The organism is Roseospira visakhapatnamensis, from assembly GCF_014197915.1.
GTDB classification, from domain to species: Bacteria; Pseudomonadota; Alphaproteobacteria; order Rhodospirillales; family Rhodospirillaceae; genus Rhodospira; species Rhodospira visakhapatnamensis.
In genome coordinates, this window is sequence record NZ_JACIGK010000005.1 from 21721 (window position 1) to 37793 (window position 16073).

General features: G+C 70.2%; 13 protein-coding genes. 3 read left to right on the forward strand and 10 right to left on the reverse strand.

The genetic code is table 11. The features are described 5' to 3' along the window. Positions 1-34: 34 nt before the first annotated feature. Together GGD89_RS04425 and GGD89_RS04430 are read right to left on the reverse strand one after the other, a co-directional pair. Complete coding sequence (locus GGD89_RS04425; protein WP_184042904.1) at positions 35-2074, reverse strand: maltotransferase domain-containing protein; 2040 nt, start codon at positions 2072-2074, stop codon at positions 35-37. Beyond that, complete coding sequence (locus tag GGD89_RS04430) at positions 2071-3408, reverse strand: alpha-amylase family glycosyl hydrolase (protein WP_184042905.1); 1338 nt, start codon at positions 3406-3408, stop codon at positions 2071-2073. Before GGD89_RS04430 ends, GGD89_RS04425 begins: the two co-directional genes overlap by 4 nt. A 757-nt stretch (positions 3409-4165) precedes the next feature. On the opposite strand from GGD89_RS04430, the gene GGD89_RS04435 reads away from it, so the two are divergent. Beyond that, entirely contained in the window at positions 4166-4912 is a 747-nt protein-coding gene (locus tag GGD89_RS04435) for a PhoH family protein (RefSeq protein WP_184042906.1), read from the forward strand. Positions 4913-4983: 71 nt separating this feature from the next. Here the strand turns inward: GGD89_RS04435 and cysK are convergent, their stop codons facing one another. After that, entirely contained in the window at positions 4984-5964 is a 981-nt protein-coding gene (gene cysK, locus GGD89_RS04440) for a cysteine synthase A (RefSeq protein WP_184042907.1), read from the reverse strand. A 158-nt stretch (positions 5965-6122) separates the two neighbouring features. Between cysK and murJ the strand changes: the two genes are divergently transcribed. Continuing rightward, positions 6123-7724, forward strand: coding sequence for a murein biosynthesis integral membrane protein MurJ (gene murJ, locus GGD89_RS04445; protein ID WP_184042908.1), 1602 nt, complete (start codon positions 6123-6125; stop codon positions 7722-7724). Here murJ and GGD89_RS04450 read toward each other — a convergent pair. From GGD89_RS04450 to hrcA, 3 genes are all read right to left on the reverse strand, one after another. Then, positions 7695-8306 carry a CDP-alcohol phosphatidyltransferase family protein gene (locus GGD89_RS04450; RefSeq protein WP_184042909.1) on the reverse strand — a complete coding sequence of 204 codons (612 nt, stop codon included), beginning with the start codon at positions 8304-8306 and terminating at the stop codon, positions 7695-7697. The genes murJ and GGD89_RS04450 overlap by 30 nt on opposite strands. A 28-nt stretch (positions 8307-8334) precedes the next feature. Beyond that, on the reverse strand, positions 8335-9129 hold the full coding sequence (gene grpE / locus GGD89_RS04455; protein WP_246422570.1) for a nucleotide exchange factor GrpE: 795 nt from the start codon (positions 9127-9129) through the stop codon (positions 8335-8337). 71 nt (positions 9130-9200) lie between these two features. Beyond that, positions 9201-10253, reverse strand: a complete 1053-nt coding sequence (gene hrcA, locus GGD89_RS04460) for a heat-inducible transcriptional repressor HrcA (RefSeq protein ID WP_184042910.1) — start codon at positions 10251-10253, stop codon at positions 9201-9203. 192 nt (positions 10254-10445) lie between these two features. On the opposite strand from hrcA, the gene rph reads away from it, so the two are divergent. Further along, positions 10446-11162, forward strand: coding sequence for a ribonuclease PH (gene rph, locus GGD89_RS04465; RefSeq protein WP_184042911.1), 717 nt, complete (start codon positions 10446-10448; stop codon positions 11160-11162). 28 nt (positions 11163-11190) lie between these two features. Here the strand turns inward: rph and GGD89_RS04470 are convergent, their stop codons facing one another. From GGD89_RS04470 to GGD89_RS04485, 4 genes are all read right to left on the reverse strand, one after another. Then, positions 11191-12249, reverse strand: a complete 1059-nt coding sequence (locus GGD89_RS04470; protein WP_184042912.1) for a glycosyltransferase family 4 protein — start codon at positions 12247-12249, stop codon at positions 11191-11193. Continuing rightward, a complete protein-coding gene (locus GGD89_RS04475; RefSeq protein WP_184042913.1) occupies positions 12246-13319 on the reverse strand; it encodes a glycosyltransferase family 2 protein in 1074 nt (357 codons plus the stop codon). The genes GGD89_RS04470 and GGD89_RS04475 overlap by 4 nt, the downstream gene beginning before the upstream one ends. 66 nt (positions 13320-13385) lie before the next feature. After that, complete coding sequence (locus tag GGD89_RS04480; RefSeq protein ID WP_184042914.1) at positions 13386-14342, reverse strand: glycosyltransferase family 2 protein; 957 nt, start codon at positions 14340-14342, stop codon at positions 13386-13388. Further along, a complete protein-coding gene (locus tag GGD89_RS04485; protein WP_184042915.1) occupies positions 14339-15676 on the reverse strand; it encodes an oligosaccharide flippase family protein in 1338 nt (445 codons plus the stop codon). Before GGD89_RS04485 ends, GGD89_RS04480 begins: the two co-directional genes overlap by 4 nt. Positions 15677-16073 lie beyond the last annotated feature (397 nt).

Here is a 16073-nt window from a genome sequence, read left to right on the forward strand (position 1 = left end):
CGCTCGGCGAGGCGCCCCCGTTCAAGTCGCCCGCCTAGAGGGATGGCGTACGGTAGTCCACCGGCCGCCAGGGAATCACCCGGAAAATGACCGCCGGGTTCACCGCCGGATCCAGATAGTAGTGATGCCAGCGTCCGGTCCAAAGGTGCCGCTCACCGCTCAGCAGTTCCTCCACCTCGAACGCCTGGGTCTCGGGGATGCCCATGGCCTCCAGCGGGAACTCCATCCACACGTGGGCCGGATCGAAGGGATTGGTGGTGCAGGCCACCAGGACGATGTTGTCGCCGTCCTCGGTCATTTTTCCGTAGAACAGGACGTCATCGTGGTCGCAGGCATAGAACCGGAGAGCCTCGAAGCGCCACAGGGCCGGGTTGTCGACGCGAATGTGGTTGAGCGCGGTGATCAGGCCCTTGATGTGGCCGGGGCGGTCCCAGTCCCAGACCTTGAACTGATACTTCTCGCTGTTGTTGTACTCTTCCTTCCCGGGAATTGCATCATTCTCGCACAGTTCGAATCCATTGTAGATACCGTAGACCGACGAGAGGGTGGCGGCCAGGACGGCGCGAATCATGAACGCGGGACGCCCCCCGCGTTGCAGGTACTCGGGTAGAATATCGGGAGTGCAGGTAAAGAAGTTGGGCAACATGTACTCGACACATTCGGTCTGCGTCAGCTCGGTCAGATACTCGGTCAGCTCCACCTTCGTGTTGCGCCACGTAAAGTAACTATAAGATTGCGTGAATCCCGCCTTGGCCAGCATCTTCATCATGGGAGGCCGGGTGAACGCCTCGGCCAGGAACTGCACGTACGGGTGCCGATCCTTGACCTCGCGAATGACCCACTCCCAGAACGGCACCGGCTTGGTGTGCGGGTTATCGACCCGGAAGATGGTCACGCCGTGGCTGATCCAGAACTCAAAGACATCGTACAGTTCACGCCACAGATCATACTGATGCGGCCCAAAGAACTCTACATTAACGATGTCCTGGTACTTCTTGGGTGGATTCTCGGCGTACTTGATGGTGCCATCGGGCCGGAACTTGAACCACTCGGGGTGTTCCTTGACCCACGGATGATCCGGCGAACACTGGATGGCGATGTCCAGCGCCACCTCCATGCCCCGGTGGTTGGCGGCGCGCACCAGCCGTTCGAAATCGGCCAGGGTTCCCAGGGCCGGATGGATGGCGGTGTGTCCGCCCTCCGCCCCGCCGATGGCATACGGGCTGCCGGGGTCGTCGGGGCCGGCCACCAGGCTGTTGTTCCGGCCCTTGCGATGGCTGACGCCGATGGGATGGATGGGCACGAAGTAGAGCACGTCGAACCCCATCGCCCGCACCTCGGGCAGGCGCCGGATGCAGTCCTCGAACGTGCCCCACCGGTCGGGATCCGTGCCCTGGGAGCGCGGAAACATCTCGTACCAGGCGGCGAACCGGGCGCGCACCGGCTCCACGATCAGCGGCAGCGGGGCATGATAGGTGACCGCCTCGCTTCGATCGGGCCACCGGGCCATTTTCGCCGCCAGGTCCGCCGACAGCATCAACGACACCCGCGCGGCCGGCTCCGGATCGGTATCGAAGCCGCGCAGCACCGTCTTGAGGTACTGGGCGTCCTCGCCCTGGGCACGGTCCTCGGCGTGCCGGACATGCGCGCGCCCCTCGGACAGTTCGAGCGACACGTCCTGGCCGGCCGTGTGCTTCTTGGTCACCTCGTCGACCCAGCTGGTCCAGGTGTCGCGCCACGCCTCGACCGTGTACTCGTAGCGGCCGATGTCCTCCAGCGGCATCTCGCCCCGCCACAGCGCCAGGCCGTGGTTGACGCAGTCCATCGGCTCTTCCCGCCAGGCGGCGTCGCCGGCCCCGGCGGGCCGCAGCTTCAGCACCGCCGACAGCGCGCCATGGCCCTCGGCGAAGACGGTCGCGTCCACCCGCAGGCGGTCGCCCACGCACCGCTTGACCGCGAACCGGCCGTGATCGATCTCCGGGCGCACCGCCTCGATGACGATCGGCCGGCTGGATAGGGAGGACAGATCGATGCAAACACCCGTGTCGGGCCTCGATCGCGCGCGCTTGGTCATGGTGCGGTCCTTGAATCCTTCACGAACACACGGATTTCGCCTGGCGCCAGCAGGACGGTGGCGTCGGGGGTGAGCACGCCATGGGCACGGCGCGGCGTGACCTCGCGCAATGCCCCGCCCTGGTCCTCGCGAAGCTGGCCGAGCACCGCCCCGCCGGGCACCGACCGGCCCGCCTCCAGGTCGAGATTGATGAGCGTCACGGCGAGGTCGGGATCGTACTCGGCCTCCCGGATCAGGGCGCTCACACTGGGCGCGGGGGTGAGCTGTCGCTGTGGCCCCTCCCAGTTGAGCACCCGGACGCGCCGCTTCAGGTCGTTGACCGCGCCCACGTAGTCGGAAATGTCGAAAGCAGGGTCTTCCCAGTGCTCGGGCCGGGTGCGCACCACGTCGGGCTTGCGGACGAAGCCGAACTCATAGCCCTGCGGCATCATCGCGCCGCTGGAGAACAGGGCGGCGAACAGCCAGGCCCGCTTGTAAGCGGCCTCCACGCGCGCCATCGGCCATGTGCCCGGAAGCTCGGCGCGCAGGCGCGGCGTATCGTGACTCTCGGGGAAGGCGATCGACGGCGCCAGCGAGCGGAAGCTGTTGTACTGCTCCAGCAGCCAGTCCGCCTTGAAGTCCCACCATTTGGAGCTGTTGAACAGATAATCGAAGCCGGCCGGCCGCAGGCCCTCGATCTCCTTCAGGCGGCATCCCAGGGTCTCGGCCGCGAACAGGGCCTCGGGCGCCCGGTCCCGCGCGGCCCCGATCAGGTCGGCCCAGACATCGGCCGGCACCTTGTAGGCCGCGTCACAGCGGAAGCCGGCGAAGCCCAGATCGACGAAGTGGCACAGGATCGCCCGATACCGATTGACCAGCGCGGCCCGTTCCGGACGGGGCGTGTAGTCCAGTTCCGCGAGGTCCCCCCACACCGTCTTGTTGTCGGCATTGGCGGGGTCGATGGCGAACGGTGACTCGACCTCGCCGTGCCGGTCGCGCACGTACCAAGTCGGATGCTCGGTCACCCACGGCGAGTCCTTGGCCGTGTGGTTGATCACCAGGTCCAGCATGACCTTCAGGCCATGGGCGCGGGCGGCCTCGAGAAAGCTGCGCAACTGATCGTCCACGGACCGGCCGCTGCCCTCGTCCAGCAGGGGATGCAGGCGATCATAGGCCTTGACCGCATAGAGACTGCCGGAAAACCCGGGATAGTGAAACGGGTTCACGTAAACCCAGTCGAACCCCATGGCGGCGATGTGCGACAGGTGCCCGGTCCAGCGGGACACCGGTCCAGACAGCAGCGGGAACAGGTTGTAGATACGCGGGGCGGGATGGGCGACGGGCGGGAAGGGCATGGTCCCGGAAATCCTATGCGACAACCCCGCCCGAGCCCGTGGCGGACCGGAACGGAGAGACACGGCGAAGGCCGACCGAGGCGCCAGACGTGGGCCGGCGGGGCAGCGCAATCCTGAAGCCCCCTGGCCCACGACGCCGGATGAGGACCCCGGCGGATGTGACCCCCGGGCTCAGCGCGCGGACACTACCATGCTCCCCGCCCGGAGGCGAAGCCCCGATCAGGGTCGGGATACCGACAAATTGCCGACGGATTCATGAGACCGACTCGCGGCACCCAGGCCCGTGACGAGGGCGCGGACCGGGTCCGGATCGCGCCGGCCATCGGCGCGGGTCGGGACCGGCCGGCGCGGGTCGCGCCCCCTTGTGTTCGTGACACCACATGTCGTGGCGTCACAATCGGGTCATACACAAATCGAGTGACGGAACCCCTTCATGCGTGTAGGCTTCGGGATGTGAGGGTTGGCACCGCGCGAGGGAGACGTCGACCATGGCCAAGCCCGACAGGCGAGCCGGCGCCCGAAGCCTCGATCCTCTCGGCCCCATCCATCGCGCCGCGAGGCGCACCGGGCCCATCATCGCCCGACCCGGCGGCGTCGGCCGCCGTCCTCGCGCTCTCGATCACACCCGTGTTGCCGCCCAACGCCTCCGGTTCCCGCCGGGGGCGTTTTTCGTCGGGGACCGGCGCAGGCCCCGGCCGGCCGTTGAACGCCGGCCCGTCGCCGACAGTTAGACCTTCGCTGAAAGGACGTGATCCTCATGGCCAAGCGTTCCAGCAAGACCACCCCCCTCGCCGTCGCCCGCCCGCCGCAGGACCATCGCCCCATTCCCCTGCATCCCCTCGGCGTGGGATGGGATCCGGTCGACAGCCACCGGGACCAGAGCTACAAGCGCACGGTGCGGCCGCAGAACGACAACCAGCGCCGCCTGCTGGACGCCATCGACGACCACCCCCTCACCCTGGCCATCGGCCCGGCCGGCACCGGCAAGACCTACCTGGCCATCTCCTCGGCCGTGCGTGCCCTGGAAGACGGCACCATCGACCGGATCGTGCTGTCGCGCCCGGCGGTGGAGGCCGGCGAGAGCCTGGGTTATCTGCCGGGCACCATGGAAGAAAAGCTGCTGCCCTACCTGCGGCCGCTGTATGACGCGCTGTCGGACCGCCTGGGCGGAAAGCGCCTGAAAAGCCTAATCGCCGACGGCACCATCGAGATCGCGCCGATCGCCTACATGCGCGGCCGCACCCTCAACAACTGCTTCGTGGTCATCGACGAGGCGCAGAACTGCACCTACGGCCAGATCAAGATGCTGCTGACGCGGCTGGGCTGGCATTCACGCATGATCATCACCGGCGACCCGGACCAGACCGACCTGCTGCCCGGCGTCTCCGGCCTGTCCGACATCGCCCATCGGCTGTCGGCGCTGGACGACATCGCCGTGGTGACCCTGACCGAGCGCGATGTGGTCCGCCATCCGCTGGTGTCCTGCATGCTGGCGGTGCTGTAGGGCGGTGTCAGGGGGCACGGCGCTGTACCACCCGCGGCGCCGCCCCCTTCATTCGCGGGACATCTTGCCCGCTATAGCCCCTCGAACAGCGCCGTGGACAGGTAGCGCTCGGCGAACGACGGCAGGATGACGACGATCCGCTTGCCCGCCCAGCCGTCGCGCCGGCCCACCTCTACGGCGGCGGCCAGGGCGGCGCCCGAGGAAATGCCCACCGGCAGGCCCTCCAGCCTGGCCACCGCGCGGGCGGTGGCGAAGGCGGTCTCGTTGCCGATACCCAGGACCTCGTCATAGATCTCCCGGTTCAGGATCTCGGGGACGAAGTTGGCGCCGATGCCCTGGATCTTGTGCGGCCCCGGCTTGCCGCCGGCCAGCAACGGGCTGTCCTCCGGCTCCACGGCGATCATGCGCAGGTCCGGATTGCGGGCCTTGAGCACCTCGCCCACCCCGGTCACGGTGCCGCCCGTCCCCACGCCGGAGACGACGGCATCCACCGCGCCACCGGTATCGCGCCAGATCTCCTCCGCCGTGGTGGCCCGGTGCACGGCCGGGTTGGCGGGGTTCTGGAACTGTTGCAGCATGAGGGCGCCGGGGATGGTGGCCACCAGTTCCTCGGCGCGGGCCACCGCGCCGTTCATGCCCTGCGGACCGGGTGTCAGGTCCAGTTCGGCGCCCAGCAGCTTGAGCATCTTGCGCCGTTCCACGGACATGGTCTCGGGCATGGTCAGGATCAGGCGATAGCCCTTGGCGGCGCAGACGAAGGCGAGCGCGATGCCGGTGTTGCCCGAGGTCGGCTCGACCAGGGTGGCGCCGGGTTTCAGGCGCCCATCGGCCTCGGCGGCCTCGACCATGGACAGGCCGATGCGGTCCTTGACCGAGGCCAGTGGATTGAAGAACTCGCATTTGCCGAGGATCTCGGCCGGGACACCCTCGGTCTCGGCGAAGCGGGACAGACGCACCAGCGGCGTGGCGCCGACGGTCTCGGTGAGGCTGTCGTAGATCCGGCCCCGGAAGGCGGGATGGGCGGCGGTCGCGGCGGATTCGGGGGTGACCATGGCAAAACTCCAGTTCGTGTATGTTGTTTACAGATTCAATCCATGTTCTCTTCGTATTTAATCAATCCTCGCCGCACCGCAACGAAAAAAAGCGCATCCGCCCCCACCCGACACGCCCCCCCTTCCCCGGCCGCCCGCAATGGGATAGGACCCCCCTCATGTCCCTGCTGCGCTCCATCGCCACGGTCGGCGGCTACACCCTGCTCAGCCGCGTCACCGGATTCCTGCGAGACATCCTGGTGGCGGGGGTTCTGGGCGCCGGCACGATCTCCGACGCCTTCTTCGTCGCCTTCCGCTTTCCCAACCTGTTCCGCCGGCTGTTCGCCGAAGGGGCGTTCCAGGCCGCCTTCGTGCCGCTGTTCGCCGGCCTGCTGGAGACCGAGGGCCGGGCCGAGGCCCGCCGCTTCGCCCAGCGCGCCTTCAGCGTGCTCGCCGTGATCCTGCTGGTGTTCACGGCGGCCATCGAGGTCGCCATGCCGCTGGTCATGGTGGTCATCGCCCCGGGCTTCGACGCCGTGCCGGGCAAGATGGAGCTGGCCACCGAACTGACCCGCATTGCCTTCCCCTACCTGCTGTTCATCAGTTTGGTGTCGCTGCAATCGGGGGTGCTGAACTCGCTGGGGCGGTTCGCGGCGGCGGCGGCGGCGCCGATCCTGCTCAACCTGACCCTGATCGCCGCCTTGCTGGGCCTGACGCCCTGGGTCGAGACCCCCGGGCACGCCCTGGCCTGGGGTGTCTGCGCCGCCGGCGTGATCCAGTTCGCCTGGCTGGCCTGGCACTGCCGGCGCGCCGGCATGGCCATCACGCCCATCGTGCCCCGGCTGACCCCGCGCGTGCGCACCCTGGGCAAGCGCATCCTGCCGGTGGTGCTGGGCGGCAGCCTGTATCAGATCAACCTGTTGATCGGGACGATCCTGGCCTCGCTGCTGGCCGACGGCGCGGTGTCCTGGCTGTACTACGCCGACCGGATCACCCAGTTGCCGCTGGGCGTGGTGGGCGTGGCGGTGAGCACGGCGCTGCTGCCGCTGCTGTCCCGTCAACTCAAGGCGGGCAACTGGGACGCGGCCGCCCACAACCAGAACCGGGCGCTGGAGGTGGCCTTGCTGATGACCCTGCCGGCGGCGGCGGCGCTGATGGTCATCCCCGGACCGGTGATCGCCACCCTGTTCGAGCGCGGCGCCTTCAGCCCCGCCGACACGGCGGCCACGGCGGCGGCGCTGGCGGCCTTCGCCAGCGGCCTCCCGTCCTATGTGCTGGTCAAGGTGCTGGCCCCGGCCTTCTTCGCCCGCGAGGACACCGTGACCCCGGTGCGCATCGCGGCGGCGGCCATGGTCGCCAACGTGGCCCTGAACCTGGTGCTGATGCAGGTGTGGGGGCATGTGGGGATCGCGCTTGCGGCCGCGCTGTCCAATTGGGGCAACGCCATCGCCCTCGCCTGGGTCCTGCACCGGCGCGGCCAACTGGGACTGGACGGCCGGTTCAAGGCCCGCCTGCCGCGGATCGCCCTGGCCACGGCGCTGATGAGCGTCGCGCTCGCCCTGGGCGCCTGGGGGCTCGGCCAGATCCCGGCATCGGGCGACCTGGCCCGGGCGACGGCGCTCGCGACCCTGGTTATCGGCGGCCTGCTGGTCTACGGCCTCGCCGCCCAGCTCTCCGGCGCCGCCAGCCTCGGCGAGATCAAGGGCATGCTGCGGCGACGTCCCGCCGCGTCATCCGCATCGTCCGCGTCGTCAGGCCCCCCGGAAGGTCCGCGCGGTTAGCAGCACCCGCCCCATCGCGGACACCACGCACAGCCCGGCCATGATCCAGGCCAGCACCGGGAATCCCGTGGGCCACAGGCAGAAGGCGACCAGGAACACGATCGTTTCCGTGCCTTCCATCAGGCCGCCCAGGTGGTACATCGACTTCCGCCCACGCGCCCGGGTGGTCAGGCCATGGCGCTCGGCCAGGATCGCGTGGGCCAGGAAGGTGCTGCCGGTGCCGATGAACGACAGCAGCAGCGCGGCCGCCGGCAGGGCATTGACGGCCGGATCGGCCAGCGCGAAGCCCAGCGGCACGGCGCCGTAGAAGGCGAAATCACAGACGATGTCCAGATAGGCCCCCCAGTCCGTCGGCCGGGTGGCGCGGGCGACGGCGCCGTCCAGGCCGTCCAGCACCCGGTTGAGGAGGATCAGGCCCAGGGCGACGGCGAACCACCCCGCCGCCAGGGCGGGCACCGCCAGCAGGCCGACGACGAAGGCGGCCAGGGTCAGGCCGTCCGCCGTGACGCCCCGCGCGGCCAGCCCGCGCCCCGCCGCCGTCAGCGGACCGTCGATCCAGGGCCGGAGGCACGCATCCAGCATGGCGATCCTCCGTCCCGCCGCGCCCGCGTCAGGCGCTGGTATCGACCGCCTTCGGCGTCTCCGGGGCGGGGTCGACGCCACCGTCGGCGGGGACCGCCGGCGCCGCGCGCTTCGGCCCGCCCCGCGAGACCACCACCATGGCCGGGCGCAGCAACCGGTCGTGGATGACGTACCCGGCCTGATACACCTGCACCACGGTGCCGGCCGGCACGTCCTTGTTCTCCATCTCCTGCACGGCCTGGTGCAGGTTGGGGTCGAAGGGCTGCCCCATGGCCTCCACCTTGGCCACGCCGTACTGGCCCAGCGCGCCCATGAACTCCTTGGCGGTCATCTCCACGCCGACCGCCAGGTTCTTCAGGTGCGGGTCGGCGGCGCGCGCCTCCTCGGGGGCGGCGGCCAGGGCGCGTTCCATGTTGTCGGCCACCGACAGCAGCGCCTTGGCCAGATTGGCGACGGCGTAGCGGGTGTTGTCCTGGATGCGCTTGTCGGCCAGACGCTTGGTGTTCTGGGCCTCGGCAAGGGCGCGCAGGTAGTCGCCGCGCATCGCCTCCAGTTCCGTCTCCAGCGCGGCGACGCGCGCGCCGAGGTCGGGCGCCGAGCCGGCGGCGTCGGTGGGCGATGCGACCGCCGCGTCGGCACCGCGCGCCTCCGCCGGGCCCGCCGGCTCGCCCGGGTCCAGGTCGAAACGCAGGGTGTCATCATCCGACATCGCGAAGGCCGGGTCCGGCGCCGCCGGGTTCGTCGCGGCGGCACCGGCCTCTGGCTCCGTCTCGGGTCCGGGAGCGTTGGGAGTGTTGGGGTCCTTGGCGCTGGTCTGGGTCATCGCGGGTTCCGTCTGAGTTGATCCGTCTGTGGTGATCCGTCGGGGACGGCGTGACAGGGACGCGGGTCGGGTCAGCCGATCAGGCGCCCGATCACCTTCGCCGTGTAGTCCACCAGCGGCACGATGCGCCGGTAGTTGATGCGCGTGGGGCCGACCACGCCGATGGCGCCGACGATCTCGCGGCGGCTGTTCTGGTAGGGGGCGACGATCATCGAGCAGCCGGCCAGGGTGAACAGGTCGTTCTCGGCGCCGATGAAGATCTGGACCCCCTCGGCGCCATTGACCAGGTCCAGCATGCGCAGCACCTGTTCCTTGGCCTCCAGGGCGTCGAACAGGGCGCGGATGCGGGTCAGGTCCTGGACGGCGTTCACGTCCTCCAGCAAGTGGCTCTGGCCGCGCACGATCAGCGCGCCGCCGGTGCGTTCGTCCGACCAGGTGGCCAGGCCGGCGGCCACCACCTTGCGCGACAGCACGTCCAGCAGGCCACGGTCGTCCGTCAGTTCTCCCAGGATGGCCTCGCGGGCCTCGTCCAGGGTGCGTTCGGCCAGCCGGGCGTTGAGGTAGTTGCTGGCCTCCACCAGCGCCGAGGGCGGCAGCCCGCGCGGTACCTCCACCACCCGGTTCTCCACCACGCCGTTGCCGGTGACGATCACCACCAGCGCCCGTCCCGGCCCCAGGTGCACGAATTCGATATGCTTGACCGAGGCGTCCGTCTTCGGCGCCACCACCAGGCCGGCGCAGCGCGACAGGCCGGACAGCAGGCCGATGGCCTCCTCCAGCATGGTCTCCAGGCTGCGGCCGGCGGCCTGGCACTGGGTCTCGATCCGGGCGCTTTCGACGGTGTCGATGGACCCCACCTCCAGCAAGCCGTTGACGAACATGCGCAGGCCGACTTCCGTGGGCAGGCGTCCCGCCGACGGATGCGGAGCGTACAGCAGCCCCTCGTGCTCCAGGTCGGCCATGACGTTGCGGATGGTGGCCGGCGACAGGGTCACCGACAACCGCCGGGACAGCGTACGCGAGCCCACCGGCTCGCCGGTCTCCATGAAGGATTCCACCAGCCGTTGGAAGACCTCGCGCGATCGCGCGTCCAGGTCTGTCAAGATCGTGGGGTCTGAGGCCATCGGCTCGCGGTCGCCTCTCCTGGGAGTCGGACCATCACCCGAACGCCGGGGTCGCGACGAAATCTAGGGAGCGCATGGCACCCCGTCAACGGCGCCCGCGCCGGGTTCCGTCCAGGTCGGCGCGCGGTTTCGTCCCGCCGGATTTGAGTCTAGGGTGCGCGACCTCGTCCTCTGTTCAGGAGTTCCCACCCCATGAGACCCTCAGGCCGCCTCGATACCCAGCTCCGCGCCGTCACCCTGGAAACGGGCGTGAGCAAGCATGCCGAGGGATCGTGCCTCGCGCGCTTCGGCGATACCCACGTGCTGTGCACGGCCAGCGTGGAGGAGCGCGTGCCCGGCTGGATGCGCAACAGCGGGCGCGGCTGGGTGACCGCCGAGTACGGCATGCTGCCCCGCTCCACCCATACCCGCACCAACCGCGAGGCGGCGCGCGGAAAGCAGACCGGCCGCACCCAGGAAATCCAGCGCCTGATCGGCCGCAGCCTGCGGGCGGTCGTCAACCTGGAAGCCCTGGGCGAGATCCAGGTGCGCATCGACTGCGACGTGATCCAGGCCGACGGCGGCACCCGCACCGCCGCCATCACCGGGGGATACGTGGCGCTGGCGCTGGCGATCCGCACGATGCAGGGGCGGGGCGTGATCAAGGCGAACCCGCTCACCGGTCAGGTGGCGGCCATCTCCTGCGGCCTGGTGGACGGCGCGGCGGTGCTGGACCTGGACTACGCCGAGGACTCCACCGCGCAGGCCGACGCCAACTTCGTCATGACCGACAGCGGCGGCATCGTCGAGATCCAGGGCACGGCGGAGACGGAGCCCTTCGCCGAGGAGCGGTTCCTGGTCCTGCTGGGCCTGGCACGGGACGGCATCACCGAGCTGTGCCGGCTGCAGCGGGCGGCCCTGGAGGGATAACGCGCCCGCCGGCCGATCGCCGCGACCGTCAGGGTTGATATGGATCGGGATCGTCCAGGCCCAGCAGGTCGGCATAGAGGCGCCGCCAAGCGTCCTCGTAGCGCCGATGGGCATCCGCGACGCTGCGCCGCGCGCCGACGGCGGCCCGCGTGACCGAGTCCGGCGTCAGGGCCAGCAGGGCCTCGGTCCAGGCCGCCGGGTCATCATGGCGGTCGACGGCCCAGCCGCCGCCGTCCGCGACCTGTTCGGGCAGGCCGTCCAGGGCGCTGACCAGGATGGGGCGGCCGGCGGCCCTGGCCTCCAGACCGACGAGCCCGAACGCCTCCCATCGCGACGGGATGGCGACCACGTCGACGTCGGCCAGGAAGCCGGGAACGTCCTGCACCGGCCCGCCCACGTGGACGTGCGGCAGTCCCTGGGCCTGGGTCCGCAATCGCCCCTCGTCCGGCCCCAGGCCGGCCAGCACCAGACGAATCCGCGCGGGGTCAAGGGGGCGCGCCGCCTCGACCAGGACGTCAAAGCCCTTCTGCTCGGCGTAGCGGCCGTAGGCCCCGACGACCAGGGGACGCCCGGACGGCCGGGCCGCCTCGCCCGCCGCGAAGGCGGCCGTGCACACGGTGGTGGGGACCACCGCGCAGCGGTCCGGGCGAACGACCCCGGCCCGCCGAAGCCAGTCCCCCTGCCCGCGCGACACCGCGACGACGCGGTCGGCCAGGCCATAGGACAGCCGCAGCATGACGTGGAACCGCAGCCGACGTCGGCGCGGAACCTTGAGGGCCTCGTAGGCCGCCGTATAGGAGTGCTCCTCGATCACCAGGGGCACGCCGGGATGACGCAGGCGCAAGCTGGCCAGCCACGGCAGCTTGCGCCAATTGGCCGTCACATGCACATGCAGCAGATCGGCCCCGAACCGCGGCGCCCAGGGGTCGCGCGGGTTGACCTCGACGCGCTCCATGTCGAACACCTGGGCCACGCGGCTGGTCATCACGTCCTTGATGTGCCGCGTCACGCCGCCCAGTCCGCCGTCATCGAGAAGATGGACGACCCGGGGTCGGGCCGGCCGGGCGCTCGGCGCGGATACCCTCATCCCCGGGTCTCCCCGGAGACGGTGGCGACCGAGCCCTCGGCGGGCGCCTGCCCGCGCCTCGCCCGCGCCCGGCCGATGGCCTTCAGCGCCACGGCCTCCAGGCCGGTGAACACCGCCCGGGGCAGCAGCCACAGCACCAGCGCCGCCCCCTGCGTGATCAGGGTTCGTTTGGGCTCGGCCAGCAGCGCCCCGGGTCCGACCCGCCAGGCGCGTCCCATCAACCGCAGCGCCGTTCCGGCATCGCGCGCGCGGACGGCGCGGCGCGCCAGGTAGCGGCACTGGTACGCCTCGGCGGCGCGGCCATGCCGGCGCACGATGTCCGGATCAAGCTGGGCCATCTTGTCCCGCATGCGGCGCCAGCTTTCGAACTGCCGCTCGATGTTGGCGGACAGGCCGTGGTCCCCCACGCGGTATTCGGTCAGAACGCGGTCCAGGCCCTGGAACCGCCAGGGCGTGGTCAGCGCCATGCGGACCCAGCACTCGATGTCCTCGGACTGGCGGAAGCTTTCGTCGAAGAAGCACAGCCTGTCGGACCCCGGCCCCTCAAGCGGACGGAAGGCGATCGCGTCCAGCGCCGCGCGGCGAATGACGGCGGCGCTGCCGTTGCCCACCGGGTTGCGCTTCAGGATATGGTCCACCGTGATGTCGGTCAGGCGCGGCGTCTGCACCAGTCCCAGGGGCACGCCGTGCTCGTCGATGAAGGCGGCGGGATCGAAGCTGACCCCCACGTCGGGGTTGGCCTCCAGGTGCGACACGTGATGGGCCAGCTTGGACGGCCGCCACCGGTCGTCCGAGTCCAGCAGCGCCACGTAGCGCCCGCGCGCCGCCAGGATGCCGGTGTTGCGGGCCCCGGCGAGCCCCCGGTTCGGCTGCTCAATCAACCGGATCCGGGGGTCGTCCAGGTGGCGCTGGACAATGGAGCGCGTCTCGTCGCCGGACCCGTCGTCGATCACCAGAAGCTCGAAATCCTCGAAGGTCTGGCCGCGAACGGATCGGATCGCGTCGTCGATGAAGGCCGCCACGTTGTAGGCCGGCATCACGACGGAAACCGTGGGGGGGGCGGACGGCATGGTCGCCGGGGTCCTGTCCGTTTCCATGATCGGGTCCTTCTTCTCCAGCGTCGGACGGCGAGGCGCCTATAGGCCGTGGCGGGCGAACAGCGTCTCGCCCAAACCACGCGGCACCACGGCCATCACCAGGGCGGCGGCCAGGGTCAGCAGGGTCCGGCGGGGTTCCCGGGTGGCCAGCGCCGGATGGCTGCGCACGGCATCCAGCATGAAGGCCAGGGCCTGGAAACGGCGCCCCCCGGACCGCAGCGCCTGCCGGGCCAGGTAGCGACGATGGCGCGCCCGGGCGTGCCGCAAGAGCACGGCCTGGTCCGGATCGGCGGTCGCGAACCGGGCGCACAGGCGCTCCCATCCCTGCGCCATGGCGTTCAGGTCGGCGGACAGCCCGCCCCGGCCCAGCCGGTACCAGACGGTGGTCGCGTCCACCCCCCGCACCTCGCCGTCGCCCCGGCAGACGGCGCGGGCCAGCCATTCCTGGTCCTCGGCATGGCTCAGGGTCTCGTCGAAGCCGCCGACGCGCGCCCAGGCCTCCCGCCGCACCACCAGATTGGAGCCGGTGCAGGCGGGATTGTCGCCCAGCACGTCGCCCAGGGTCAGCGGGTCCCCGGGCACCGTGGACCGGCGGCCCGTGTCCTGGCCATCCGCGGTCATGAAGGCCACGCGGCCGAAACAGGCGACAACGCGCGGATGGCTGCGCAGGAACGAGAGGTAGCGGTCGACCGCCTGCGGCGTCAGGTGGTCGTCGGCATCCAGGAACATCAGCACCTCGGCGCGCGCCGCCGACGCCCCGGCGTTGCGCGCCGCCGAGACTCCCCGCCGTGGACCGTCCATCACGCGAACCCGGCCGTCCTCGCCGGCGACGGCGAGGGCCAGCGCGCGCGACCCGTCGGAGGATCCGTCGTCGACGACGATCACCTCCAGCGCGTCCTCGTCCTGGGTCAGGGCGGACGACAGGGTCTCCGCCAGCGTCGCCGCCCCGTCGCGACAGGGAATGACGATGGAGACCAGGAGCTCGGGCGTGCTCATGACGCGCACTCCTGCAACGGGGCCTGATCCACGCGCGCGGTCCGGTCGCGGTGCCGCGTCGCCCGGATCCACACCCACACCATGAACAGCGGCTCCAGGGCCAGGTGGACGACGAGGATCGCTAGCGCGACCCCCAGCAGGCCGCCGGTCAGGCCGATCATCAGGGCTCCCAGGAACGCCACGGTGAACATCACGTTCCAGCGCAACTCCAAATGGGGGTGGTCCATGGCGCGCAGCAACTGCCCCGCCCCGTCGGCCAGGGGGCGCGTCAGGGCCGACAGGCACAGCAGCGTGAGGATGGGGATGGCCTCCGACCAGCGCTCGCCGAACACGATCGGCACGTACCAAGGCGCGAGCAGAGCCTGGGCCGTCACCACCGGTCCGGCGACCAGGACGGCCAGCAACAGGGCACGGCGCCAGCGGCTGACCATCACCCCCGGATCGCGGCCGGCCTCGGCCAGATAGGGGAACAGGACCACGTTCAAGGCGCCCACGAACGCCAGGCTCAGGCCCAGCCCGGCGCTGAACGCGAAGGCGTACATCCCCAGAAGCTCGATCCCGAGGTACGACCCGATGATCAGCTTGTCGGCATGCAGGCGGATCGTCTTCAACGCCTCCACCCCCAGGATGGAGCGCCCGAACGTCAGGAAACCGCGCACCGGCGCCAGCGGCACGTCGGGGTCACGGCGCCAGGGATGCGCCCGGCGCATCGCCACCACCCAGACCGGGGCCACCAGGATCTTCGGCAGGATGACCGCCCAGGCGCCGAGTCCGGCCACGGCGAGGGCCGCCGTCAGCAGGTTGTCGGCGGACACCTGGGAGCCGGCGACCAGGGCGATCACCTTCAGGCGGTTCTCGCGCATGACCAGGAAGCACTGGGTGAGCCCCAGCGGCATGACCAGATAGACGAGGGCCATGGCCGAGATCATCCAGGCCAGCGACGGCGCGTCGTACCAGACGGCCACCGCGACGCCGATCAGGCTCTGTCCGAGAAACAGCGCCCCGCACCAGACCCACTGGAGCCACCAGGCCCGGTGGCAGACGGCGTCCAGGTCGTCGGGCTCCGCCCTGATGATGCGCTGTCCGATGCCGGTGTTGGTCAGCACCCGGACAATCTCGTTGGTCGTGATCGCGATCGCCGCCAGCCCGTAGTCGGTGGGGTCCAGCATGCGGGCCAGGGCCACGGCGGTCACCAGACGCGTGACGCGGGTCATGGCCTCGGCCAGGCCGACCCAGCCCATGTTGCGCAGGAACCGGTCTCGCCCCAGTCCTGAGGCGAACTCGGCTAGCTTTGCAAACTGGAGGCGCGCGGACGGTTGCGAGAGATCACGCATGATCGGATACCTCCAGACGTCGTCCGCACGCTTTAGGAACGCTTTCCGTGTCAAGGAATACCAAGAATAGCAAAAACCGTGCCAAGGACACGCGCCCCGGCGCGGCGACGTCTCGGTTGGGCGCGTCGGCCCGACGGCCCCGGACCCGACCCCGCCGCGGGGTCATTTTGACCCGCACATCCCAAGGTGGTTATCAAATTGCCACGAACGCGCCCCCGCCGCCGCCGCCGGCCCCAGGATGCGGACCTTTCGGGCCGGCCATCCCTGGCACGCCCTTTGCGTGCGTAAAGACCCAGACAAGCACCTCGCCTGCGACCGCCCGGATACGGAGGGATGACCGGGCCCGGCGGCCGTGGCGCATGACCGGTCACGGCCGTGGCCGGGTGGAGACGAGCCG